General features: G+C 39.2%; 21 protein-coding genes. 12 read left to right on the forward strand and 9 right to left on the reverse strand.

Annotated elements, in window-relative coordinates:
- The first annotated feature begins 222 nt into the window (after nt 1–222).
- The 3 genes from ACFE6N_RS19840 to ACFE6N_RS19850 all read left to right on the forward strand — a co-directional run bounded on the left by ACFE6N_RS19840 (nt 223) and on the right by ACFE6N_RS19850 (nt 5185).
- Nucleotides 223–3108 carry a DNA gyrase/topoisomerase IV subunit A gene (locus ACFE6N_RS19840; RefSeq protein ID WP_378939342.1) on the forward strand — a complete coding sequence of 962 codons (2886 nt, stop codon included), beginning with the start codon at nt 223–225 and terminating at the stop codon, nt 3106–3108.
- 345 nt (nt 3109–3453) lie between these two features.
- Entirely contained in the window at nt 3454–4074 is a 621-nt protein-coding gene (pnuC, locus tag ACFE6N_RS19845; protein ID WP_378939344.1) for a nicotinamide riboside transporter PnuC, read from the forward strand.
- Nucleotides 4075–4096: 22 nt separating this feature from the next.
- Complete coding sequence (locus ACFE6N_RS19850) at nt 4097–5185, forward strand: acyl-CoA dehydrogenase family protein (protein ID WP_378939346.1); 1089 nt, start codon at nt 4097–4099, stop codon at nt 5183–5185.
- Between the two features lie 3 nt (nt 5186–5188).
- Here ACFE6N_RS19850 and msrA read toward each other — a convergent pair whose 3' ends face one another.
- The 7 genes from msrA to ACFE6N_RS19885 all read right to left on the reverse strand — a co-directional run bounded on the left by msrA (nt 5189) and on the right by ACFE6N_RS19885 (nt 10081).
- Nucleotides 5189–5728, reverse strand: coding sequence for a peptide-methionine (S)-S-oxide reductase MsrA (msrA, locus tag ACFE6N_RS19855; RefSeq protein ID WP_378939348.1), 540 nt, complete (start codon nt 5726–5728; stop codon nt 5189–5191).
- A 194-nt stretch (nt 5729–5922) separates the two neighbouring features.
- Entirely contained in the window at nt 5923–6972 is a 1050-nt protein-coding gene (locus tag ACFE6N_RS19860) for a hypothetical protein (protein ID WP_090981556.1), read from the reverse strand.
- An 88-nt stretch (nt 6973–7060) separates the two neighbouring features.
- A complete protein-coding gene (locus ACFE6N_RS19865) occupies nt 7061–7942 on the reverse strand; it encodes a class I SAM-dependent methyltransferase (RefSeq protein ID WP_378939350.1) in 882 nt (293 codons plus the stop codon).
- Complete coding sequence (locus ACFE6N_RS19870) at nt 7943–8329, reverse strand: type II toxin-antitoxin system VapC family toxin (RefSeq protein WP_378939352.1); 387 nt, start codon at nt 8327–8329, stop codon at nt 7943–7945.
- Complete coding sequence (locus ACFE6N_RS19875; RefSeq protein WP_293744588.1) at nt 8329–8574, reverse strand: DUF2281 domain-containing protein; 246 nt, start codon at nt 8572–8574, stop codon at nt 8329–8331. The genes ACFE6N_RS19870 and ACFE6N_RS19875 overlap by 1 nt, the downstream gene beginning before the upstream one ends.
- 20 nt (nt 8575–8594) lie before the next feature.
- Entirely contained in the window at nt 8595–9347 is a 753-nt protein-coding gene (locus ACFE6N_RS19880) for an ABC transporter ATP-binding protein (RefSeq protein ID WP_090981564.1), read from the reverse strand.
- Nucleotides 9347–10081 (reverse strand): ABC transporter permease, encoded by a 735-nt coding sequence (locus ACFE6N_RS19885; protein ID WP_090981566.1) that lies wholly within the window; start codon nt 10079–10081, stop codon nt 9347–9349. The genes ACFE6N_RS19880 and ACFE6N_RS19885 overlap by 1 nt, the downstream gene beginning before the upstream one ends.
- A gap of 147 nt (nt 10082–10228) precedes the next feature.
- Between ACFE6N_RS19885 and ACFE6N_RS19890 the strand changes: the two genes are divergently transcribed.
- From ACFE6N_RS19890 to ACFE6N_RS19915, 6 genes are all read left to right on the forward strand, one after another.
- Entirely contained in the window at nt 10229–10918 is a 690-nt protein-coding gene (locus ACFE6N_RS19890) for an SDR family NAD(P)-dependent oxidoreductase (protein ID WP_378939355.1), read from the forward strand.
- Nucleotides 10919–10937: 19 nt separating this feature from the next.
- Complete coding sequence (locus tag ACFE6N_RS19895) at nt 10938–11633, forward strand: PspC domain-containing protein (RefSeq protein WP_378939357.1); 696 nt, start codon at nt 10938–10940, stop codon at nt 11631–11633.
- Between the two features lie 4 nt (nt 11634–11637).
- The gene (locus tag ACFE6N_RS19900; protein WP_378939359.1) at nt 11638–12615 is read left to right on the forward strand and encodes a LiaF transmembrane domain-containing protein; all 978 of its coding nucleotides are present in this window, start codon (nt 11638–11640) and stop codon (nt 12613–12615) included.
- A 104-nt stretch (nt 12616–12719) separates the two neighbouring features.
- Nucleotides 12720–13331 (forward strand): RDD family protein, encoded by a 612-nt coding sequence (locus ACFE6N_RS19905; protein ID WP_378939361.1) that lies wholly within the window; start codon nt 12720–12722, stop codon nt 13329–13331.
- Between the two features lie 616 nt (nt 13332–13947).
- Nucleotides 13948–15927, forward strand: coding sequence for a (E)-4-hydroxy-3-methylbut-2-enyl-diphosphate synthase (gene ispG / locus ACFE6N_RS19910; protein ID WP_378939363.1), 1980 nt, complete (start codon nt 13948–13950; stop codon nt 15925–15927).
- A gap of 248 nt (nt 15928–16175) precedes the next feature.
- Nucleotides 16176–17450 carry a mechanosensitive ion channel family protein gene (locus tag ACFE6N_RS19915; RefSeq protein WP_378939365.1) on the forward strand — a complete coding sequence of 425 codons (1275 nt, stop codon included), beginning with the start codon at nt 16176–16178 and terminating at the stop codon, nt 17448–17450.
- Nucleotides 17451–17563: 113 nt separating this feature from the next.
- Here ACFE6N_RS19915 and ACFE6N_RS19920 read toward each other — a convergent pair whose 3' ends face one another.
- Both ACFE6N_RS19920 and ACFE6N_RS19925 read right to left on the reverse strand, forming a co-directional pair.
- Complete coding sequence (locus tag ACFE6N_RS19920; protein ID WP_378939367.1) at nt 17564–18388, reverse strand: alpha/beta hydrolase family protein; 825 nt, start codon at nt 18386–18388, stop codon at nt 17564–17566.
- A gap of 325 nt (nt 18389–18713) precedes the next feature.
- Complete coding sequence (locus ACFE6N_RS19925; RefSeq protein ID WP_378939369.1) at nt 18714–19097, reverse strand: DoxX family membrane protein; 384 nt, start codon at nt 19095–19097, stop codon at nt 18714–18716.
- Nucleotides 19098–19235: 138 nt separating this feature from the next.
- On the opposite strand from ACFE6N_RS19925, the gene hemA reads away from it, so the two are divergent.
- The 3 genes from hemA to hemB all read left to right on the forward strand — a co-directional run bounded on the left by hemA (nt 19236) and on the right by hemB (nt 23486).
- Nucleotides 19236–20462, forward strand: a complete 1227-nt coding sequence (gene hemA, locus ACFE6N_RS19930; RefSeq protein ID WP_378939371.1) for a glutamyl-tRNA reductase — start codon at nt 19236–19238, stop codon at nt 20460–20462.
- A 349-nt stretch (nt 20463–20811) separates the two neighbouring features.
- Entirely contained in the window at nt 20812–22392 is a 1581-nt protein-coding gene (gene hemC / locus ACFE6N_RS19935) for a hydroxymethylbilane synthase (RefSeq protein WP_378939373.1), read from the forward strand.
- A gap of 125 nt (nt 22393–22517) precedes the next feature.
- Nucleotides 22518–23486, forward strand: coding sequence for a porphobilinogen synthase (hemB, locus tag ACFE6N_RS19940; RefSeq protein WP_378939375.1), 969 nt, complete (start codon nt 22518–22520; stop codon nt 23484–23486).
- Nucleotides 23487–23587 lie beyond the last annotated feature (101 nt).

Consider the following 23587-nt stretch of genomic DNA (forward strand, 5'->3'; position numbering starts at 1 on the left):
AGTATGGCTTGCGCGCAAAAAAAAGATCGAATCGGAAAGCCGGGAGTAACGTTTAAAAAAAACTACAGAACCCTGCTTTCCAAATCAACACAAGCAAATTTAAATTTCGGCAAGTAAGCCACCAGCCGATAGGATGGGTGCACTTTGCAAAATGTGAATAACCTCTCTTCACGCTGTGCCATCATTTTTATTATATTTACAGCTGCCAATTTCTGTAAATAAATGAGTGAAGAATTAGATCAAAACGTAAACGAAGAGCACAAACATACCATAACCCCAATCAACGGTTTATACGAAAACTGGTTTCTCGATTATGCGTCTTATGTAATTCTTGATAGGGCAGTTCCGCATATTAATGATGGTTTAAAGCCTGTTCAACGCCGCATTATGCACTCTCTGAAAGAGATGGACGATGGCCGTTTCAATAAAGCAGCTAACGTAATCGGGAACACCATGAAGTATCATCCGCATGGCGATGCTTCAATAGGAGATGCAATGGTGCAGATTGGGCAAAAAGATTTACTGATTGATATGCAGGGTAACTGGGGTGATCCGGTTACGGGTGATAGCGCTGCAGCACCACGTTATATTGAGGCGCGTTTATCAAAATTTGCCAACGAAGTGGTATTCAATCCTGATACTACCGAATGGCAATTGAGTTACGATGGGCGTAATAATGAACCGATTACGCTACCGGTTAAATTTCCTTTATTGCTTGCACAAGGTGCAGAAGGTATTGCGGTAGGGTTGGCCACCAAAGTAATGCCGCATAATTTCATCGAATTGCTGGATGCATCGATGGAAGCATTACGCGGCGTGCGCCCAAATATCCTGCCCGATTTCTTTACGGGGGGAATGGCTGATTTTTCGAACTATAATGAAGGGCAGCGCGGCGGCAAAATCCGTGTGCGTGCAAAAATAACCGAAAAGGACAAGAAAACCCTGGTCATCACTGAAGTACCCTTCAGTACCACAACTGGATCTGTGATTGACAGCATTTTATCAGCCAATGATAAAGGTAAGATCAAAATCAAAAAGATTGAGGATAATACCGCTGCCAATGTAGAAATTGTAGTGCACCTGGCACCGGGTATTTCGCCTGATGTAACTATTGATGCGCTGTATGCTTTTACGGCCTGTGAAGTTTCCATCTCGCCAAATACCTGTATCATCCAGGATGATAAGCCACACTTCTTAAGTGTGAACGATATCCTGATTGAAAATACCAAACACACCAAGGGTTTACTTAAAAAAGAACTCGAAATCCGCCTGCACGAATTACAGGAGAAAATTTTCTTTAGTTCTTTACTTAAGATATTTATTCAGGAGGGCATGTATAAGAATCCTGAATATGAAAATTCTGCCAATTTTGAAACCGTGGTTCAGGTATTACATGCTTTATTCGAACCGTTTAAACCATCGCTTTACCGCGAAATATTGCCTGAGGATTTTAAGAAGCTGATTGATAAGCCGATGAGTAGCATTACCCGTTTTGATGTGAAAAAAGCTGACGAGCAGATGAAAAATCTGGAAGATGAGATTAAAGTTGTTAAAAATCATTTAAAACACCTTACCGATTATGCCATTGCCTGGTATCAGAAACTGAAGGATAAGTATGGTAAAGGTAGGGAACGTAAAACCGAAATCCGTTTGTTTGATCGGGTAGAAGCATCAAAAGTTGCCTTAGCCAACGTAAAATTATATGTAAACCGGGCTGATGGTTTTGTAGGTTCGGGCTTGCGCAAGGATGAATTTGTTGCCGATTGTTCGGATATTGATGAGATAATCGTTTTCCGTGAAGATGGGAAATGCATCATTACCAAAGTAGCTGATAAAACTTTCGTGGGTAAAGGGATTATCCATGTGCAGGTTTTTAAGAAAAACGACGAGCGTACCATTTATAACATGGTTTATAAGGATGGGGCGAGCGGTACTTCTTATATTAAAAGGTTTGCAGTGGTAGGCGTAACACGGGATAAAGAATATGATTTAACCAAGGGATCGAAAGGCTCAAAGGTTTTGTATTTCACCGCTAATCCGAATGGAGAAGCTGAAGTGATCAATGTAGCACTAAAGCCGCATTCTAAACTGCGTAAGCTGCAGTTCGATCTCGATTTTGCCGAAGTGGCCATTAAAGGACGTGGTTCGCAGGGTAATATTGTATCTAAGTACCCGGTTAAGAAAATCGTTCTGAAAAGTAAGGGTGTTTCTACCTTATCAGGTCTGAAAATCTGGTACGATGATCTATTGAAGCGCCTGAACGTTGATGGACGCGGAAAATATCTGGGCGAGTTTGATGGGGATGACCGTATTTTACAGGTACATAAAGATGGATATTATGAGTTGAGTTCTTTCGAACTGAGCAATCACTTTGATGATGGCTTGATCCTGATCCAGAAGTTTGATCCTGAACAGATTTTTGCAGCAGTGCATTTTGAAGGTAAAGCACAAAACTATTTTATCAAACGTTTCATGTTTGAACTGCAGGCTAATGGCAAGAAAACTATTTTTATCAGTGAAGAGCAGAAATCGAAATTGCTGTACCTGACTTCCAATCCGGCTGCGAGAGTTATTGTCGATGTTTTAAAAGGTAAAACCCAGATTCCCGAAACATTGGATTTAACCCTGTCGGAACTGATTGATGTTAAAGGACTGAAAGCGAACGGTAACAGGTTATCTCCGCATGATGTTCAGAAAGTAGCGTTAGAAGAACCCGAAATAGTTGTTGAAGAACAAGCAAAAACGACTGTTGAAGAAATCGGGGATGAGGAATCAATACCTGATGCGGAAATTGCCAATGAAAATGAAGAAGCGGGAACCGGTAACGAAACTGTACCGACCGTACCCGATGAACCTGCTGCAGCACAGCCAAAACCAAAGTTTGAACGTACGGAAGCACCAGCAGTTAAGGCTGATGAACCAGAAGTAAAAGCTACATCTGCTGCAGTAGAAAAACCGAAATCAGAACCTGGAACAGTTAAAAAGGAAAGTGGTAAAGCCGGGGATGAACCCAAGGCAGATGAAAAACCTGTTAAAAAGATAGATTTCGAAATCACCAACCCAGATGATGTTGATATAGACGATAAAGGACAGCTGGGGTTATTCTAAATAGATTCTTGAGTTGTCAACTTTAGTAGCCTGTTGGCAGGAAAGTTGACAACTCTTCTCATTTCGATCAAAACATTTCATTTTTAAACCTATATTTGCCTCGCTCAAAGGGGTGCTTTTTGGTATTGCAGTTTCTATTGCGTCCAACTTGCTGAGATTATACCCATTTAGAGGTTTAAGGCAAAAGGCTTAAGGTATAGGGGGTATTAACCTTAAACCTTAAACCATAAACCTTCTACCTTTAATAAACCTGATGCGGATAATACCGACGTAGGAAAGAGGTTAGCATTTACCTTGCTGTTTCGCCCTGAAAGCAGTTTTCAATCATTTTAACAAATATTGTAAATGAGTTTTCAAGACTGGTTTAAACTTTTTCAGGAGCAGATTTTAAATACTTCATTAATTGAATGGCTGGCCGTAGGTTTTGGCGTAGCTGAAGTTTTATTAGCGAAGAAGAATAGTATCTGGCTTTATCCTACCGGAATAATTTCGATTCTGCTATCCATGTTTTTATTATTGAACGTAAAATTGTACGCGGAAACGCTTTTGAGTATTTATTATCTGGTAATGAGCATTTATGGCTGGATTATCTGGAAAAAGAGAAAGCTGGATGGTGAGAGTCAGGTATCTTGTTCGGGCAATAATGAATTAATCATTGCAGTTTCAATTTCACTAATCGGCTTCGTACTGCTTTTCCTGGTCTTGAGGCATTATACCGACTCAGATGTGCCTTTGTTTGATGCTTTTGTGTCGTCAACGGCATGGGCAGGCATGTGGTTGTTAGCTAAGCGCAAAATCGAAAACTGGATATTCCTGAACATATCCAATATTGTGGCCATTCCATTGCTATTTCATAAAAAACTTCCGCTCATGGCCTGTTTAACAACATTTTTGTTCATAGTAGCCATATTTGGTTTTTTTGAATGGAAAAAGATCATTAACAAAAATAAACTCAGCATCGCCTAATCATCTTTCGCATTAATCACTCATGAACAAAACATTAAACGCTACATGGCAGGAAAGAGTTAAACCTTATGCTGCAATTTCTGAAGAAATGGGCAAGCTACATCCCGAGATTCTGCAGCTTGCTTATCAGGAAAATTGGTTTAAGCTTTTTGTACCCGAGGTTTATGGTGGGCCAGGGAAGAAACTTCCGGAAATTTTAAGGTTGGAAGAAGAATTAGCGGAAGCCGATGGAAGTTTAGGCTGGACCGTTACCCTTTGTGCAGGTGCGGGCTGGTTTGCCGGATTTTTAAATCCCGAACTGGCTGCAGAGATCTTTGCTGAGCGTGAAGTTTGTTTTGCAGGAAGTGGAGCTGTTGGTGGAGTAGCGGTTAAAACTCAGGAAGGTTATCTGCTTAATGGTAAATGGAGTTATGCCAGCGGTGCATCACATGCCACTATATTTACCGCCAATTGTACCCTCAAAAATGAAAGCGGTGATGATATTTTGGATGAAAACGGATTGCCGGAAGTAAAGTCATTTATCCTCAAAAGGGAAGAAGTGAATATTTTACCAGGCTGGTCGTACTTTGGTTTAATAGCCACAGGAAGCCATGCATTTGAAGTTTGTAATTTAAGCGTGAACGAAAATCGGACCTTTAAAATTAATCAACAAATTGAAGTGACCGATTGCGGGTTTGATTACCCCTTTTTGCAACTCGCAGAAACCACACTAGCCGTAAATAGTTTAGGAATGACCAATCATTTTGTCAGATTGGTTGAACAATCTTTTTATGCCCGTTCTGGACTTGGGAGATACAGCGAATCGCAGATTTTGTTTTTTAACAGTGTGCTTAACGACTGCAAAGCTGAATTGTTAAGCCTACGTACGCAATTTTACCTTTCTTTTGATGAATCATGGGATGAATTAATGAATAAAGGTAAAATTGGAGATGACAAGTTAAACGAGGTAAGCTTAAACAGCCGTAAATTGGCCCATGCCTGTTGGAAATTAGCAGCCACGTTGTTTCCATACTGTGGGTTAGAGGCAGCAAAGAAAGAATCGGAAATCAATAGGGTTTGGAGGGATCTTTATACGGCCAGCCAGCATGCCTTACTTACCTTTGAAAGCTAATTATTACAAGAGCCCTGGTTTGATCTGATCTTTAAAATCTACAATAAACTTGTTCAGTTTAGGTTGTATTACAAAAGCGCAATATGGTTTTGACTGGTTATTGCCATAATAGTTTTGATGATAATCTTCTGCTTCATAAAATTCAGCTACGGGAGCCACTTCTGTAGCAATAGGCCTATCGAAAATATATTGTTCTGTTAAATCCGCGATCATTTTCTCCGTCTGTTTTTTCTGATCTTCATTTTCATAAAACACTACCGATCGGTACTGTGTACCAACGTCATTCCCCTGCCTGTTTAAGGTTGTTGGATTATGTGTTTTAAAGAATGCTAATAAAAGCTCGTTGAAGGTGATCACATTTTCGTCAAATGTAATTTGAACGACCTCCGCATGTCCCGTATCACCATTACATATTTCCATATAAGTTGGATGCTTTAACTCTCCTCCCATATAGCCCGAAGTCACCTGGCTTACCCCATTTAAAGTCTGAAAAACGGCTTCGGTGCACCAAAAACAGCCTCCGCCAAATGTCGCTATTTGCATATTCTAAGTTGGTATAAAATCTATTCCAGTTTTTGGATTATTTCAAAAAAAAATACGTTTTTTGACCAATTAGCAAGATTTAAACTCGTTTATTCCTGCAGGTTGTCAGTGTTGCTGTTGCTTATGAATGGTTTAAGTATGGCAACCAGTTATAAATATAAAAAAGCCTGTAATTGGAATTACAGGCTTCGAGGTTATTGATATTGAATATATATAGGTTTTGGCGTAAGCTTTAACAGCTCTTCTGGAGTCATTAACCGCTTTGGCTCTTTCTTCAGATCATTTTTATAAAATAGCTTAAAACCAGTAAACTGTACCGGCTCGCTTTGTATAAAGTGGCGGTAGGTGCCAATTTTTAAATCAGGTTCGCCCCACCCATCCATATGCACAACGACCTGTACTTCAGGACGCAGTTTGATATTAGCTGAATTGGTTACCATCTTTTTTGTAAAACGGTGTAATACAAATACTTTTGGAGGCAGATTATGCTTTTTAACAATATCGGCCAGGTATTGTGTCACATAATTTACGTCTGCCGCATCATATGTGCCAATCTTCTTGCCAGGCAATGAACCATCTTTCATTGAAAATTCCGGGTCGATACCTAAATGTACATAAGGCAGTTCAAGATATTTTTCGATGTGTGGCAATTCTGCTTTTATGGTACTTAAAGCGACCTGAAGATCTAAAAACACGATGGTATTAGGTTGCATTTTAGCAATTTTCAAAACAGAATCAATCTGTTTGTTGCCCATCCTGTTGATGTATTTTCCATCTTTTCCTGGTGTTCCGCTAGCTACAGCAGCAATATAATGTAACCCTGGTTGTACAGGCGTAGATGGATCAGCTTTTTCCCAGTGTTTAACTTCAGCATTCAGGCGTTGCCACATTTCTTTAGGTGCATATTCGCCAAGTGCACCCATTTTTTTTGAATGCAGGTTTCCATAATAAACAACGATACGTTTAAAAGGTAAAATTGCCCCAGCCAAAGGGTAAGGTTGTTTTTTTACCGGCCATTTGCCTGTAGTATCTCCGTTTGCCAGTTTTTTTACCAATGAATCGTAAAGTTTTGGATCAACCGGTTTCATAACATTGGCGGTTGAGTCTGTCTTCTTTTTGGTGGTATCGGTGGAGAAGATTTTACCAATGCTGCTTCCGCCTTTACTGTCTGAATTGCAGTTGGCAAATAAGCTTATTGCGGCAAAACCAAGTATTACGGTGCCTGCTAATTGAGGGAATTTCATAGATATATTAGATAATTAAAATTTAGTCTTTTCCGGACCGATGAAAGTAGGGCGGAAATCTGGTAGTTTAAAATAAAGTAATCAACATTTACACATTACAGAATTTGCCAAAAACACCTAATGGCAACTTAATGCCGGAAGTAGCCTGTAAGTAAAGTTCTCCCGTTTCGAGGTTATTAACCGCGGGAAAAGAAGTACGGATTAAATTTTCAACAATTACGGAAGAGAACCCCAGCGAGTAAGTATTTAAGATAAGAAAGTGTTCTTTTTCATCTAGTAACTGTACAACATCCTGCATCATTTCCTGGATATGATCTTCCAGTTTCCATTTCTCTCCATTGGGGCCGTGGCCATAAGCTGGTGGATCTAAGATAATGCCATTGTATTTCTTGCCCCTTTTTAGTTCTTTCTTTACATATTTTAGCGCATCCTCAACCATCCAGCGCGTATCTTTCAATCCCGAAAGTTCCTGGTTTTCATTTGCCCAGGTAACTACCTGTTTAATCGAATCTACGTGGGTAGTTTCTGCACCTGCTGCATTTGCAATTAGCGATGCCGCACCAGTATAGGCGAAAAGATTTAAAACTTTAGGCTGTGGTGTTTTAAACTTTTTAATTGATGAGGAAATAAAATCCCAGTTTACGGCTTGCTCCGGAAATACACCTACATGTTTAAATGAGGTTAAACCTAAGCGGAGTTTAATGGCAACTTCATTATTTTTATATTCTACGTGCCAACGATCTGGGATGGATTGGTTTTTTTTAACCCATTCGCCGGAAGTTGCCGAGCGGCCTTTAAAAGTAATATTGGCAGTTTTTTTCCAATCCTGTTCTGATAATGTTTTTTTCCATACCGCCTGAGGTTCAGGACGGATCAGGATTACGTTTCCAAAACGTTCTAATTTTTCAAAATCCCCGCAATCTATCAGTTCATAATCTTTCCAGTGGGTGGGGGCGAGTAATTGTATCATTTAATTAAATAACTTTAAATTTGGATAATTGACAATATATTGATCGTCAGTTATCAAGGTTAAATCATTTGTAAGTGCTTGCGAAATAATTAATCTATCAAATGGGTCTTTATGTATTAAAGGTAATGTAAAGTAGGTGATAAAATCGCTCTTAGATGGTTGCAGTATTTTTACACCATGCTTTTCAAGCAACTGATAGATAGAATTTATATCATCTTTTAATTTCAACTTCCCAATATTAAGTTTGATCGTAATTTCCCAGATGCTTACTACACTTATATATTTTTCTGAATCATGATTGTTGATGATATCAATTACCTTTTTTGAGATAGAATAATCTCCATTGACAAAAAATAAAAAAATGTGGGTGTCTAATAAAAAACGCATTACATATAATCCTTTAGTTCATCTAATGGCTCATTAAAATCATCAGAGATATAAAGAATTGTACCTTTTGCAGCACCATACAAGCTTTTCGGCTCTTCAACAACATTTGCCTGTTCATTTGCCGATTTAGGGAAGCTCTTCGAATGTTTGGCTTTTAAAAAATCAATAAAATCTTCTACCTCGTTTACCATGTTTTCTGGTAAGGTTTCCAATTTGTGAATGATATTTTTAGTTGCCGTAGTCATATACAAATATACGATTTTTCTTAAAACTTGTCTTTTGCGGCTTTCATGAAGCGGCTGGCAAATACGAAATCGTTCAGTTCCTGAATGTCGGTATGGGCAATTTCCTTATTGCTGCCTTCCCAGAATTTCTTTCCTTCATGCAGAAACAGAATATAATCGCCTATCCCCATTACGGAGTTCATGTCGTGGGTTACTACAATGGTGGTGGTTTTATATTCTTCAGTGAGTTCCTTGATCAGTTCATCAATTACGATGGAAGTTTTCGGATCCAGGCCCGAGTTGGGCTCGTCACAGAACAGGTATTTTGGGTTCATAGAAATGGCACGTGCAATACCCACACGTTTTTTCATACCACCAGATAATTCTGCCGGAAATAATTTGTTTTTGCCAGCCAGGTTTACCCTTTCTAAACAAAAATCAACTCTTTCAAGCTTTTCCTTTCTGCTTTGATCAGTAAACATGTTTAAAGGAAACATGATGTTCTCTTCAACCGTCATGCTATCAAACAGGGCGGAGCCTTGAAATAACATGCCAATTTCTTTACGTACCTCGATACGCTGTTCATAGGTCATAGGTGTAAAGTCGCGGCCATCGTACAATACTGATCCAGAATCTGGCTGGTGCAAACCTACCATACATTTTAGCAAGGTTGTTTTTCCCGATCCAGAACCGCCAATAATTAAGTTGGTTACACCCTCTTCAAACTTTCCGGAAATGCCTTTTAATACATCGTTTCCAGAGAATGACTTATAAATATCTTTAATTTCGATCATTATAATAACAATTGGGTCACGATATAATCGCAAGCTAAAATAGAAATACAGCTAATTACAACAGCCCTTGTACTGGCCTGAGAAACTTCAAGTGCACCACCGCGAACATAAAATCCTTCGTATGCCGGAACGGACGTGATGATAAATCCGAATACAAATGCTTTTACCAGAGCAACGGTAATGGTATAAGGGTTAAAATCGGTGGTAATACCTTGAATATATTCTGCTGGCGTTACTGCGCCGGAAACCGAACCGCCGATATAACCACCGGTAATGCTTAAGAACATCGAAATAATAACCAACATGGGTACCATGGTAATGCCCGAAATGATTTTAGGAAGAATTAAATATCCTGGCGCATTAATACCCATAATTTCCAATGCGTCAATCTGTTCGGTAACCCGCATAGAACCGATTTCAGATGAAATGGCCGAACCGATTTTTCCTGCCAGTACAATCGCGCTAATAGTTGGACTCAATTCCAGTATGCTCGAATCACGGTTCACAGAGCCGATAATGGTTTTTGGAATAAAATCACTAACCAGCTGGAAAGCAATTTGTAAAGTCATTACTGCGCCGATAAAAGTAGAAATAATAGCAATTAAACCTAAAGAACCCACGCCAACATAGTCCATCTGTTTGGCGATTTCTTTCAAGTAAATTTTCATTTTTTCCGGCCTTCTGAATACAGACTTAAGTAGCAGGATGTATCTGCCGAAATTGGTAAAATTCATTCCGTATATATTTGCTTAATTTAAATGATCATTCTATACTACTACAAAGAAACGATAAAAAAGTTGGAGCGCTTTGCTAATTACAAAAATATTCGTGGTTTTGAATATAATTATGGTTTTTTGTTAACAAAAATTAAACCATAAATAATGAAAGCGGTAATAACCGGTGCAACTAAGGGAATTGGTAAAGCTATTGCGGCTAAACTTGCCAAAAACAGGTACGATTTAATTTTAGTAGCGAGGAGCTTGAGCGACCTCGATAAACTTCGGGAAGAGTTAACCCCTTATGGGAATGTTGTTTTTATCCACGCGGCAGATTTTTCAGTTAAAGAAGAAGTATATGCTTTTTTAAATTCGACTACAATTAATCTCGATCAGGTAGATGTTTTAATCAACAATGTAGGCGGCTTTTTTCCCGGCAGTATGCTTGACGAGGATGACGAAACCTTTGAGAAACAACAACATTTAAATACAAATGCCACTTATTATCTGAGCAAATTTTTTGGAAAAAAAATGCGCTCAGCCAAGCAGGGCCACATATTCAACATTTGTTCGGTGGCAAGTAAGGTGCCTGCAAAAAATGCCGGAAGTTATAGTGTAACAAAAGCAGCGATGTTGAGTCTTAATCATGTATTGCGGCAAGAGTTGGCACCTCACGATGTTAAAGTAACAGCATTTTTGCCAGGCGCTACCAAAACTTCATCCTGGGAAGGCACGACAATTCCAGATGAAAAATTTGTACAGCCTGAAGATATTGCAGAAACATTATTTACCATTTTGAACTTAAGTAAAGGGGTAAATGTAGATGAGGTTTTAATCACCCCGCTCGATTTTTAAACACAAAATGAACAATATTATGGAAAAGAAGCTTTTTAGAAACGAACACGATAAGATGATTGCCGGTGTAGCTTCGGGACTTGCAGATTATATGCAGGTTGAGGTTACCATAATCAGGTTGTTATTTGCATTATCGGCCATATTTATGGCAGGAGGTGGCTTAATTGCCTATATCATCATGTGGATTATTGTTCCGGTTAACAATGATCCGGCAGCAAGGTTTTCCAGATTTAATGACTATTTTGGTAATAAAAACCCAAATTCACAGCCGTTTGGAACAACCGACCCTTTTGCAGGTCCCAATAGCCAGGCAAACCAGAATTGGAACCAACCGGTAGACGGCACGCCGAAAACACCTTTCGAAACCCAGCCTGATTTTAGTAAATTCAATAAATCTAATGATACCGGCCGTACTATAGGCGGATTGGTATTACTGGTAATTGGCTGTTTTTTCCTGATGCGCGAAATGGATTTTATACCTGATTGGTTTAGTATCCGTAATTTATTCAGGTACATGTGGCCGCTGATATTTATCGCGTTGGGCATAAGTATTATAGCCAAATCAAAAAGAAAAAATGACTGGGCAGCTTTTCAGCACCAACAGGAAGCTGAAAAACAAAAAACAGCCGATTTTTCTGAAACGATAGTAGAAAACGAACCTGCATCACCGGTTAAAACAGACGATCATTCAACATCCGCTAACCCTCAAGCTTAAAGAAATGAAATTAGATAGATTAATGTGGGGTATCATCCTGCTTTTTATTGGCGGCGTACTCCTACTCGAAAACTTCGGTGTAATCACTTTTTATTGGCGCAATGTCTGGAGCTTTTGGCCGGTATTTTTGATCATAGCAGGTTTAAATATCCTGTTTAATAAAAATAATTCGCAAACAGGAAGCATCATTTCTATTGGTGTTTTAGTCGTGGCCCTTTCGTTTCTTTTTTATAGAGGCCAACAGGTTCCTGAGCGTGGCAGTTGGTGGGGACGTCAGTTTAAGAAAGATGTCGATATTAATATTGAACATAACAACGATGATGATGACGATAATAATAGTGATACATCTTTTAACCATTTAAGTTTATCTGAGCCTTTTGTGGCGGCAGACAATGCAAAAAAAACAGTATTAAATATTTCCGGAGGTGGTATATCATTTAACCTGGATGGTGAAACCGATGAGTTGATCAATGCTGACGTAAAGAAAAAACATGGTAACTTTTCTTTAAAGAAATTACTTACCGATAGTGCTACCGTACTGACTTTCCAGATGGATGACAAAAAGAATAAATGGAATTTTGGCGACGGGGGTAATGATGTTAATTTTAAACTGAACAAAGAAGCCAATTGGGATATTTTGATGAAACTGGGTGCTGGTGAAGCCAACTTTGATTTTGCCGATTATAAAGTACGTACTTTCCGCTTTGATGGCGGGGCAGCAGCTTTGGATATCAAATTCGGGGATTTATTACCGATAACAGACGTAATCGTAAAGTCTGGTGTGGCTGATGTAAAAATCAATGTGCCTGCAAGCTCTGGTTGCCGTATCAAAACCAAAACTGGCTTATCGGCTAAGGATTTCGATGGTTTTGAAAAATTGAGTGATGGTGTTTACGAAACTTCAAACTATAAAACCTCAACCAAAAAAATCTTTATCAATTTAGATGGTGGATTGAGTAACTTTGAAGTAAGCAGATATTAGAAAGGTAGAAGGTTTTAAGGTGGAGGGTGTAAGGCTTTATTCGATCTAACCTTTTTAAATGCTGAACTTACAGTCCTAAAACCGAACAATCCTGATCCAATCCCATGAATCCTGATCAATATACAGTTGTAATTAATGGAAAGCCGCAAGGACCGTATGATTTAAACGAACTGAAAGATTTAAATATCAGTGCGAATACTTTTATACGTAAACCTGGAATGGACGATTATAAAGAAGCTCACGCAATGTCCGAATTGCGTGAGCTTTTAGGTTTTGCTTATCAAAAAACTGCACCTCAATATTTCGCTGCTTTTGATCAAAGATTATTGGCTTCGGTGATTGATCATTTTATTATTTTCGGCATCTATACCCTAATTATTTTAACCAGTTATATTTTTATAGAAGGGAAAGATCAGCGGATTATGGCTTTTTTAGTTCCTTTTCCGTTGATATTTTTAGTCAAATTAGTTTACGGCAGCATTGCCGAAGCAGCTAAAAGCCAGGCAACTATTGGTAAAAAACTTTTAAACATTAAAGTAACCGATTTAGAAGGTAGCCAGATTTCTTTTGGTGTTTCCTTTGCCAGGAACTTTTCTAAAATTTTATCCGTAATTCCTGTTTTCTTTGGCTATCTATATAGTTTCCTTAATAAAAAACACCAGTGCTGGCATGATATTGTAGCCAATACTTTGGTAATTAAAGACAGGCTGATCTGATCAGAAAAGCAAGGTTAATGCAGTTGTTATTGTTAGTCGGGCTGTACGCTATATCTTTGGCCCGCCCTCATTACCCCAGGTCAACAGGCCAAAGGATGCCGCTTCCATCCCGTTTATTAAACCTGGGCCGGTGCAAGTATGCCAAGCTCACCTGACATCAAAATCATTAGACCTGATGGGAGTGGAAATCCCTTTTGGGTTAGACAGGTTTGTTTCATTAAATATTTCTTCCAAAAGGATTGCAACAAACAGCAGGACCGAACTTAACCCATTATCACTGACCTTGCTCTTCAAAAGAGAATGCCAGTTCTTCTATCTAAAACACAGGCTCTGATACTTACACGAAGGCAAGACTGGTGCATCTATCTGAGTTACCCGGCACGTGCGCTGGATCTCTGTCTGGTATTCAACTGCGCTCCGGCTGACAGCCAGAGAATGCCGCTACCGTCCCTTTTAAAAACCTGGGTGTTGCAAGCATGCTAAACCCAATGCATTTATCAAGCGATACTACTTTTCAGTTTTCGAAAAAAATTAAATGTTGTCCTGAAGCAAAGGGTCGATTAATTACAACATTCCAATATTAAAACATTCCAACAATCCTTATCTTTGCAAACAGATGGAAAATATATTGGCAAAACATGATCTGGCTGGCGGATATTGCAACAGTTTAACCGCTTATTCGAGGTACTTAACCCGCGAGGTAAACATTGGTGATATCGCATTGGGTGGACACAATCCGATCCGGATCCAATCGATGACGACCACCGATACGATGGATACTTTGGGTACGGTAGAGCAGACCATCCGCATGGTAGAATCCGGCTGTGAATATGTGCGTATTACTGCACCAAGCATTAAAGAAGCCGAAAATCTGGCCAATATTAAAAAAGAACTGCGTTTTCGCGGTTATAATGTTCCATTAATTGCCGATATCCATTTTACACCAAATGCTGCCGAAATGGCCGCCCGTATTGTAGAAAAAGTACGGGTTAACCCAGGCAACTATGCAGATAAAAAGAAATTTGAAAACATAGAATATACGCAGGATGCTTACAATGCGGAGTTAAGCCGGATTTATAAAAAGTTTATCCCTTTGGTGAAAATCTGTAAGGAATACGGCACCGCCATGCGCATTGGTACCAACCATGGTTCACTTTCTGATCGGATTATGAGCCATTATGGCGATACTCCACGGGGTATGGTCGAATCGGCAATGGAGTTTATCCGCATGTGCGAAGACCAGAATTATTATAACCTGGTGATTTCAATGAAAGCCAGCAATACACAGGTTATGGTTCAGGCCTATCGTTTACTGGTAGAAACTATGGCTAAAGAAGGGATGAATTATCCTTTGCATTTGGGTGTAACAGAAGCTGGCGACGGCGAAGACGGTCGAATTAAATCAGCCGTTGGTATCGGAACTTTATTGGAAGACGGTTTAGGCGATACCATCCGCGTTTCTTTAACCGAAGATCCTGAATTTGAAGCACCGGTAGCTAAAGCTCTGGCAGACCGATACGTTAAAAGGAGTTTGGAGTTAGGAGTTCAGCGTTTGGAGTCTCTTGAAAAACTCCCAACTCCCAACGCCCAACTCCCAACTTATAGTCCTTACGAATACAACCGCCGTATAACTACTCCTGTACAACATATCGGCGGGCATCACCATCCGGTAGTGATGATTGATGTTTCGAAAGAAAATTTAAAAGATCCTTATTTTTTAAGTTCGGTTGGTTATCACTATAGTGCAGGTTTAGATAAATATAATCTGGCAGATCAGGCTTGCGATTTAGCTTATTTAGGAGATAATCTGCCATCTTTCTCTTTCCCGGGAAATTTAAAACAGGTTTATAATTACCAAACGTGGCTAAAACTTCAGGATAATAACAACTGTCATCCGCTATTCAATTTGGAAGAATTTATCAAAGCTGATCATAAAGATGATCTGTTAAACTTTGTTGAGGTTGATGCAGGAACATTCCAGCATGCCAACATTTCAACATTTCAATCTAACGTTGTTCTGATTTTAAACACTTCTGCATCACACGGCATGGCTGAACAAAGGGCCCTTTTTGTTGAATTGCAGGAAAAAAATATTCAGGTTCCGGTAATTATAAAAAGAACTTACCAGGATGTAGATGCCGATCATTTAATGCTTTATGCTGCTACCGATCTTGGTGCCCTGCTTACTGATGGTTTTGGCGATGGCGTTTGGATTGATGCCGAAGGACAAAATCTTTCACTGATCAATTCAACCAGTTTCGGTATTTTGCAGGCCACCCGAACAAGAATCAGTAAAACAGAGTACATCTCTTGCCCGAGCTGCGGACGAACGCTTTTCGATCTGCAGGAAACCACGCAATTGATCCGTTCCCGTACCGACCATTTAAAAGGAATAAAAATAGGCATCATGGGCTGTATTGTTAATGGTCCCGGAGAAATGGCTGATGCCGATTATGGCTATGTAGGCACCGGACCCGATAAGATTACGTTATATCGTGGCAAAGAAGTGGTAAAGAAAAATGTAACCACAGCTTACGCTTTGGATGAACTGATCGATATCATCAAAGGAGATGGCAACTGGGTAGAAAAGGTTTAATTGTTATTGCTGGAATGGCAAAGTAAGCCGTGGTCTGTTTCCTCACAGACTACTATGCTGTTATCTTGCGCAGCGAAGAATCCAAATACTGGTATTGCCGAGTTATAACTACTGCAGCTTTATCAATACTAACATATTTTCAACATCATCGATATTCTCACAGAAGATTCTTCATTGCATCCGATAGCAATCGGATCAGAATGACAAGACCATTTAATTTTCTAACCAATAAATCCTAAATTGCCTTGATGAAGATTCCGGAGTTTCAATACCTCTTTAATGAACTTAAAAACTGGCTGGCCGGTAAAGGCCTTGCAGGTAACGAACTCATTTATTCTTATTTTCTGATCGGACTTGTTGCCGTTATTTTATTCTTGTTTGTGACCATTTTGGTAACCAGACAGGTGTTTATCGTTGTGGTAAAAAGTGCCAAAACTAAGTCAGACTGGCAAAAAGCGTTATTCGAATTCCGTGTTTTTAGGGCTTTTGCCTTAATTTTTGGCGCTTATATCATTTATAATGTTGTTCCATACCTTTTTGTCTATTTTAAAAACTGGCATTTTTATGCTTTGATTCTGGCAAAAATCTACATGGTTTTGGCTGTCATGTTTGCTGTAAATGCGTTTTTGAATGCGGTGGTTTCTATCATGGAATCATCAAAAAAATATGCCGATAAACCCATCAGGAGCTACAAACAGGTAGCCAAAATTGTTTTTTACATTGTTGGTTTCGTACTTATCCTTTCGATTATTCTTGGCGAATCTCCGGTATATGTTTTCGGTGGTTTTGGCGCAGTAACAGCTGTTTTTATCCTGGTTTTCAGAGATCCTATCTTAGGTTTTGTAGCATCGGTACAAATGAGTGCCATTGATCTGGTGAGGGTTGGCGACTGGATCACAGTAGAAAAATATGGTGCCGATGGCGAGGTAACCGAAATTAATTTAACCACCATTAAAGTGCGCAACTGGGATAAAACCGTAACCATTGTGCCTAGTTATGCCATAGTTAGTGAATCGTTTAAAAATTGGCGGGCGATGGAAGAAAGTGAAGGCAGGCGGATTAAACGGCATATTAATATTAAAATTTCGAGTATTAAATTCTGCGATGAGGAACTGATCAGTAGGTTGCAGAGCATCGATTTTCTTAAAGATTACCTTCGGGAAACCCAGGCTTTTATTGAACGTTACAATGCAGAAAATACAGTAAATCCTAACAATCTGGTGAACGGTCGCCACATGACCAATATTGGTACTTTTAGGGTGTATGCAGAAAAATATCTGGAAAGCAATCCCTATATCAATAAGGAGCTTACTTTTATGGTGCGCCAGTTGCAGGCCACAGAAAATGGACTGCCGATTGAAATTTATGTTTTTTCTAAAGAAAAGGCCTTAAAGCGTTTTGAAGAAGTGGCTGCCGATATTTTTGACCACTTGCTGGCAGCGGTACCATACTTCGACTTAGAGATTTTCCAAAGCCCGAGTGGTAGCGATATGCGTAATTTTGTAAGGAGAGGGGATAGTTAAATTTGTTTCTCATTCTAAAAAATAAGTAACTTAAGAGCGGGTGTCATCCTGAACACAGTGAAGGATCTTATTTAGTTAAAGATTCTTCGCGATGCTCAGAATGACAGTTATGATTATTCTCGCAAGAAAGTAAGCACCTTTTCACAAACCTTAAATAATTGCGGTGGTAAAGTTTCGCTGGTATAAGGTTGTGTTGCTCCATAAACATGGTTGGCGCCTTCAATTTTAACCAACCTGCTTTTCGGATTGGCTTCTGCCAAGGTTTGGGCGATTTCGAAAGGTACATTAACATCATCATCACCATGTATAATTAACCAGGGGATGTTGATGCGCTTTGCTGCATCGATAATATTTAATGTCGCTGCATTTTCTTCCAGATCTTCTAATAAGGTAACATTTAGTGGCATTTGTTCTTTGGTGCGGGTGTTGGTTACAAAGATCTTCCCTGTTTTTTTCCATTCTGCCTCCTGTTCTTTTTTCCAAAGACTATCAAAAGCGGCAATAGCACTCCAGGTAACCAGTTTGTTGATCCTCAAATCATTTGCTGCTTCTATAATTGATAATCCACCGCCACGGCTATGTCCTATCAGGTTCACCTTTGTGTCTTTACCATAAGCTTTCTCAATAAAATCCAACACTGCATTGATATCAAAGAGTTCTTTCGATACCGTGTTGCTGGCAAAAGCTTCCAGGTCATTAACATCTGTTGGGGCATCAACCGGAACCCCGCTATGCGATAAATTAAACTTGACGTAACGGTAACCATTACCGGCAAAATACCTGGCAACTAAGTTATGCGCGCCCCAATCTTTAAAACCTTTAAAGCCGTGTACAAAAAGTACGATTGGGGTATTAGGGTTTTTTTCATCAAAAGTAATGTCGCCAATAATTAATTTTCCGTCTGCACCGTTAAGGCTAAAATTGCTTTGTGTAATCATAATTTTAAGGATTGGTATAAAATATAAACCTACAAAATTTCATTTTGTTGTGTGTTATTGAGCAATTACTAGTTAGTGCATTTGTAGGGCGAGCGCAAGAAAACCATTAATAGTAGCTGAGGTCATGCTACCTAAACCCGATAGTAGTGAAAATCTTTTTTGTTGCAATTGCCCTGGATGTGCTGTCATGCTGAGGCACGAAGCATCTGCAACCGATGGAAAAGATTCTTCGTTCCTCAGAATGACAGAAGTTTAAAAAGATTGTAACGAGCGGGACTAACCCAAAAATAAAATGCAGGTTTTGCTTTTCCAAAAAGAAAAAACATTAAACTGTCCTTTTATAATAATAACCTGCCCAGCCTATAAACCAGAATTGAAGTGGTAACCTAAGCCACGCGATTAGTGGCGTAATTAACATTTGACCCAGCATAAACGGTGCCTGTTGGATCATGTAAATATGTGCAGGCAAAAAGGCAATCAACATCATTATAATGAGTAGCGCGGCAAATTTCCTGGTTTTATTAATCAACAATAACAGCCCTGAAATAATTTCTAATATTCCTGAAAAATAAATTAAAAAGCCAGGTGCAGGCAACCATTTTGGCATGATTACGTAATATACCTCAGTGGATAAAAGGTGGTTGCATCCTGCCAGAATGTAGAAAAGTGCATAAATCCAAAGGAAAAATTTATAAATTGGTCTCTTCATAATGGATCGGTATAGGGTTTAAATCTTTAGGTTTGCTATTTAAAACCGTTCTAAATTGATGTAAATTACAGGTTAATGACAGTCACATGCCTTCACCATGTTACTTTTGTATCCCGATAATATTAATAACGGAAGCACTTGGAATATTTAAAAGTAATAGCTTTTACGCATCACCACATTGACCTGAAATCTTTAGGGAAATTAGTTATTTGTGACCAGAGTTTAGATAGCAGGTTGAAGAATGTTCAAGCAGAGCTTCCCGTTAGCGAAATTTTTTATGTCGGAACCTGTAACCGTGTAGAATTTGTTTTCCTGACCAAAGAGAAAACCGACAAGGAATTTGTAACTAAATTTCTCACTGTTTTAGACATGGGGCTGCCTCCTGAATTTATGGAGCGTTTTCTGGATAATGTTACTGTATACGAAAACGAGGAAGCTTTTAACCATTTGCTTAGAACATCATGTTCTTTAGAGAGTTTGGTGGTTGGCGAAAAGGAAATCCTTGCCCAAATCCGTAAAGCTTACGAAAGTTGCCGCGATGCCGGATTTACCGGCGATTATATGCGCATGATTATGGATCGTGTAGTTAAAACGGCGAAAGAAGTTTATACGCATACCAATATCTCTAAAAATCCGGTTTCTGTTGTTTCATTGGCTTACCGCAAGTTAAAAGAGTTGAACATGTGCGGCAACTCACGTATCTTAATTATCGGCGCCGGCGAAACCAATCAGAATATTGCAAAATATCTTAACAAACATAAATACTCCAATTTCTCCATTTTCAACCGTACGTTCTCTAAAGCCGAAGTTTTGGCTGAAGAGCTAGGGGGTAAAGCTTACCCGTTAGCGGCACTTGAAGATTTTAATGAAGGGTTTGATGTGATCATCACCTGTACGGGTTCTACCGAAGCAATTATCACCGAGGCGATATATGCTAAACTGTTAAATGGCGATCAGGGCAAAAAAGTGATTGTAGATTTGGCTATTCCGAATGATGTTCTGCCTTCAGTGATCCATAATAATCCTGTGCATTATATCGAAGTGGAATCGTTGAAGGAGGTGGCACGCAAAAATATTCAGGAACGTTATAACGAACTGGTGCATGCCGAAGAAATTATCAGCAATAACATTACCGAGTTTTTCTCTGTTTTAAAACAACGTCGGATTGAACTGGCGATGCAGGAAGTGCCAAGAAAGATTAAAGAAATCAAAAACACAGCTATAAATGGCGTTTTTGCTGACGAAATCAGTCAGATGGATGAAGCCTCGCGTGAAGTTTTAGAACGTGTTATGAACTACATGGAGAAAAAATACATCAGCGTGCCGATGGTCATGGCCAAAGAAATTCTGGTAAACCAGCCTTAATTTATTCATATTCATATTCTTTTTGTGTCATCCTGAATGAAATGAAGGATCTTTTTTATGGAAAGTAAACATCTTTGTAGGTAGATTCTTCGTTGTGCTCAGAATGACAATAGATAATATGGGATCCTTTTTTTTGTGTCATCCTGAATGAAATGACGGATCTTTTTTATGAAAAGTAAACATCTTTGTAGGTAGATTCTTCGCTGCGCTCAGAATGACAACAGATAATAGCCAAATGTCATAGAAATCCTTTAAATTCTCCTTTCTGTAACCTCACTGTCTCATTTTTAAACAATTCATGGTATAAACCACTATTTAAATTAAATTTGTAATTCATTTAATCTTAATAGTGAAGAAATTAACCATTGGAACACGCGGTAGCGATCTGGCTTTATGGCAGGCAAATCATATCAAAGATGAGTTAGCAGCCATCGGAATTGATGCAGAAATCAAAATCATTAAAACTCAGGGAGATAAAATCCTGAACTTAAGATTAGATAAACTGGAAGGCAAAGGTTTTTTTACCAAAGAACTGGAAGAAGAGCTTTTGGGTGGAACAATTGACCTTGCTGTACATTGCCTTAAAGATTTACCAACTACACATCCTGCCGGATTGACCATTGCTGCTTTACCACCACGTGAAGAAGCAAGTGAATATCTTTTGATTTTAAAAGACTGCGTTGATGTTACACAAAAGTTGTCGCTAAAAAAAGGGGCAATGGTGGGTACTTCATCTAATCGTCGCAAAGCACAATTATTAGGTCTTCGACCTGATTTGGAAATTGAAGATTTACGCGGAAATGTACCTACCCGGATACAAAAGCTGCGCGATGAAGATTATGATGCGATTTTGATTGCCAAAGCTGGTGTTAAACGTTTAAATCTTGATGTGACCGATCTACATGTAGAGGAACTGGAAACTACTGAGTTTATCCCTGCACCTGCCCAAGGTGCTTTGGCTATTCAAATCAGGGAAAATGATACCGAACTTTTTGAAATACTTCAAAAATTACATGATCCCGAAACAGCTGAAACCGTAACGGTTGAACGTAAGGTGTTAAACCTTTTTGAAGGTGGTTGCCATATGCCGTTAGGCTGTTATTGCAAAAAGGAAAACGGAAAATTCGAAATCTGGACTTCAAAAGCCGAAACTGCCGACCATTTTCCCGAACGCTTGTTTTTACGTGCAGAAAGCACCGAAGGCCTGGCTGAAAAAATTGTTGAAAAGTTTAATAAAGACAGAAAGAAACCAGCAAAGGTTTTTATTTCGCGCGAAATCGGCGAACACAGTTATTTCCGTAGAGCGTTAGAGAATAACGATATCGAAATTGAGGGACGCTCACTAATCCGTACCTTCCCGATCGTAACTGTTTTAGATCAGTTTATTTTGAAGCACGTAGATTGGGTTTTCTTCAGCAGCCGCAATAGTGTTGAATATTTCTTCAACCTGAAACCGGTATTGCCAAAGAAAACCAAATTTGGTGTTGTTGGCAGAGGTTCGGAAGACGCCTTACGTAAATTTGGGCATATTGCTGATTTTGTTGGTGAGAGTGGTGATATTACAGAGGTTGCGGAAGATTTTGCAAAACTGGTTGCCGGTCAGCAGATATTGTTTCCTAGGGCACAGGATTCTTTGCAATCTATTCAAAAGTCGCTACCTGCTGATGCTAAAGTAATCGATCTGCCTATTTATGAAACAGTAATAGAAGAAGATATAGATCGGAGTTATGCTGATGTGCTTATTTTTACCAGTCCATCAAATGTGGATGCCTATTTTGCAAACAATTTATTGGAACCAGGTCAGCAGGTAATTGCCATAGGAAACTCTACCGGTAAGAAATTTGATGAAATGGGCGTTAAATATGCTTTGCCATATTCTCCGGATGAAATTGGATTGGCAGAAGCGGTGTTTGGAATAGAGATGAGGTAGAGGGCAGGAAGGTTTAGGGTTTAAGATAATTAAGTCTTGATACCCGATACTGTAATCTTGATACCCGATACTTCAATCTTGATACTCGATACTAAATACTTGATACTAAATACATAGATAAAGAAATGTTAAATCGTCCGCGAAGATTACGGAAAAACCCGTTAGTGAGAGAGATGGTAGCCGAAACACGGTTATCAAAGGATATGTTTGTGTACCCTTATTTTGTGGTGCCGGGCAGCAATGTTACCCACGCCATTGATGCCATGCCTGGTGTAAACCATTATTCTGTTGATACGCTGGTAAAAGATGTGGAAGCCGGAATGAAAAAGGGGCTCAATAAAATCATGCTTTTTGGTGTTGGTGATGAAAAATCAGCAGATGCCAAATCGGCTTACCACGATCATTCCTTAGTGCCGGTAGCGGTACGCGAATTAAAAAAACAATTCGCCGATAATTTATATGTGATTACTGATGTGTGCGTATGTTCTTATACCACCCACGGTCACTGCGGTATTTTAGAAAATGATTACGTTCAAAACGATAAAACAGTTGAAGTAATCGCAAAAATGGCATTAACCCATGCTGAAGCAGGTGCAGATATGTTTGCGCCATCTGATATGATGGACGGTAGGATTGAAGCCATGCGTAATCTTTTGGATGAAAACGGTTTTGTAAATGCAGCTATTATGAGCCACGCTACAAAATTTGCTTCAGCCTATTATGGCCCTTTCAGAGAGGCTGCTGATTGCGCACCTGGCAAAGGGGATAGAAAAGCTTATCAGATGGATTTCAGAAATCCGTTAGAGGCTTTACGAGAGGCGGCTTTAGACGAGCAGGAGGGGGCTGATGTTTTAATGGTAAAACCGGGCCTGGCCTATCTTGACATCATTCAACGGCTAAAACAGGATACCAATTTGCCGATTGCAGTTTACAACGTATCTGGTGAATATTCGATGGTAAAAGCAGCAGCCGAGCGCGGTTGGATCGATGAACAAAAAGTGGTAATGGAAACCATGCATGCCTTTGCCAGAGCAGGCGCAAGTATTATTACTACTTACCATATTAAAGATATTTTAAATAACAACTGGCTTTAAGGTAGATGGCAGAAGGTTTTAAGGTTGAGGGTTTATGTGTCCAAAATCTTTCAATTTCTGCCTTTTAGTCTTTAACCCTAATAATTCATGGTATGGGATAG

The sequence above is a fragment of the Pedobacter sp. BG31 genome (assembly GCF_042464845.1).
Taxonomy (GTDB): Bacteria; Bacteroidota; Bacteroidia; order Sphingobacteriales; family Sphingobacteriaceae; genus Pedobacter; species Pedobacter suwonensis.

Coding starts and splice junctions, on each gene's coding strand:
- ACFE6N_RS19840 (WP_378939342.1), top strand. CDS start 223: ATGAGTGAAGAATTAGATCAAAACGTAAACGAAGAGCACAAACATACC.
- pnuC (WP_378939344.1), top strand. CDS start 3,454: ATGAGTTTTCAAGACTGGTTTAAACTTTTTCAGGAGCAGATTTTAAAT.
- ACFE6N_RS19850 (WP_378939346.1), top strand. CDS start 4,097: ATGAACAAAACATTAAACGCTACATGGCAGGAAAGAGTTAAACCTTAT.
- msrA (WP_378939348.1), bottom strand. CDS start 5,728: ATGCAAATAGCGACATTTGGCGGAGGCTGTTTTTGGTGCACCGAAGCC.
- ACFE6N_RS19860 (WP_090981556.1), bottom strand. CDS start 6,972: ATGAAATTCCCTCAATTAGCAGGCACCGTAATACTTGGTTTTGCCGCA.
- ACFE6N_RS19865 (WP_378939350.1), bottom strand. CDS start 7,942: ATGATACAATTACTCGCCCCCACCCACTGGAAAGATTATGAACTGATA.
- ACFE6N_RS19870 (WP_378939352.1), bottom strand. CDS start 8,329: ATGCGTTTTTTATTAGACACCCACATTTTTTTATTTTTTGTCAATGGA.
- ACFE6N_RS19875 (WP_293744588.1), bottom strand. CDS start 8,574: ATGACTACGGCAACTAAAAATATCATTCACAAATTGGAAACCTTACCA.
- ACFE6N_RS19880 (WP_090981564.1), bottom strand. CDS start 9,347: ATGATCGAAATTAAAGATATTTATAAGTCATTCTCTGGAAACGATGTA.
- ACFE6N_RS19885 (WP_090981566.1), bottom strand. CDS start 10,081: ATGAATTTTACCAATTTCGGCAGATACATCCTGCTACTTAAGTCTGTA.
- ACFE6N_RS19890 (WP_378939355.1), top strand. CDS start 10,229: ATGAAAGCGGTAATAACCGGTGCAACTAAGGGAATTGGTAAAGCTATT.
- ACFE6N_RS19895 (WP_378939357.1), top strand. CDS start 10,938: ATGGAAAAGAAGCTTTTTAGAAACGAACACGATAAGATGATTGCCGGT.
- ACFE6N_RS19900 (WP_378939359.1), top strand. CDS start 11,638: ATGAAATTAGATAGATTAATGTGGGGTATCATCCTGCTTTTTATTGGC.
- ACFE6N_RS19905 (WP_378939361.1), top strand. CDS start 12,720: ATGAATCCTGATCAATATACAGTTGTAATTAATGGAAAGCCGCAAGGA.
- ispG (WP_378939363.1), top strand. CDS start 13,948: ATGGAAAATATATTGGCAAAACATGATCTGGCTGGCGGATATTGCAAC.
- ACFE6N_RS19915 (WP_378939365.1), top strand. CDS start 16,176: ATGAAGATTCCGGAGTTTCAATACCTCTTTAATGAACTTAAAAACTGG.
- ACFE6N_RS19920 (WP_378939367.1), bottom strand. CDS start 18,388: ATGATTACACAAAGCAATTTTAGCCTTAACGGTGCAGACGGAAAATTA.
- ACFE6N_RS19925 (WP_378939369.1), bottom strand. CDS start 19,097: ATGAAGAGACCAATTTATAAATTTTTCCTTTGGATTTATGCACTTTTC.
- hemB (WP_378939375.1), top strand. CDS start 22,518: ATGTTAAATCGTCCGCGAAGATTACGGAAAAACCCGTTAGTGAGAGAG.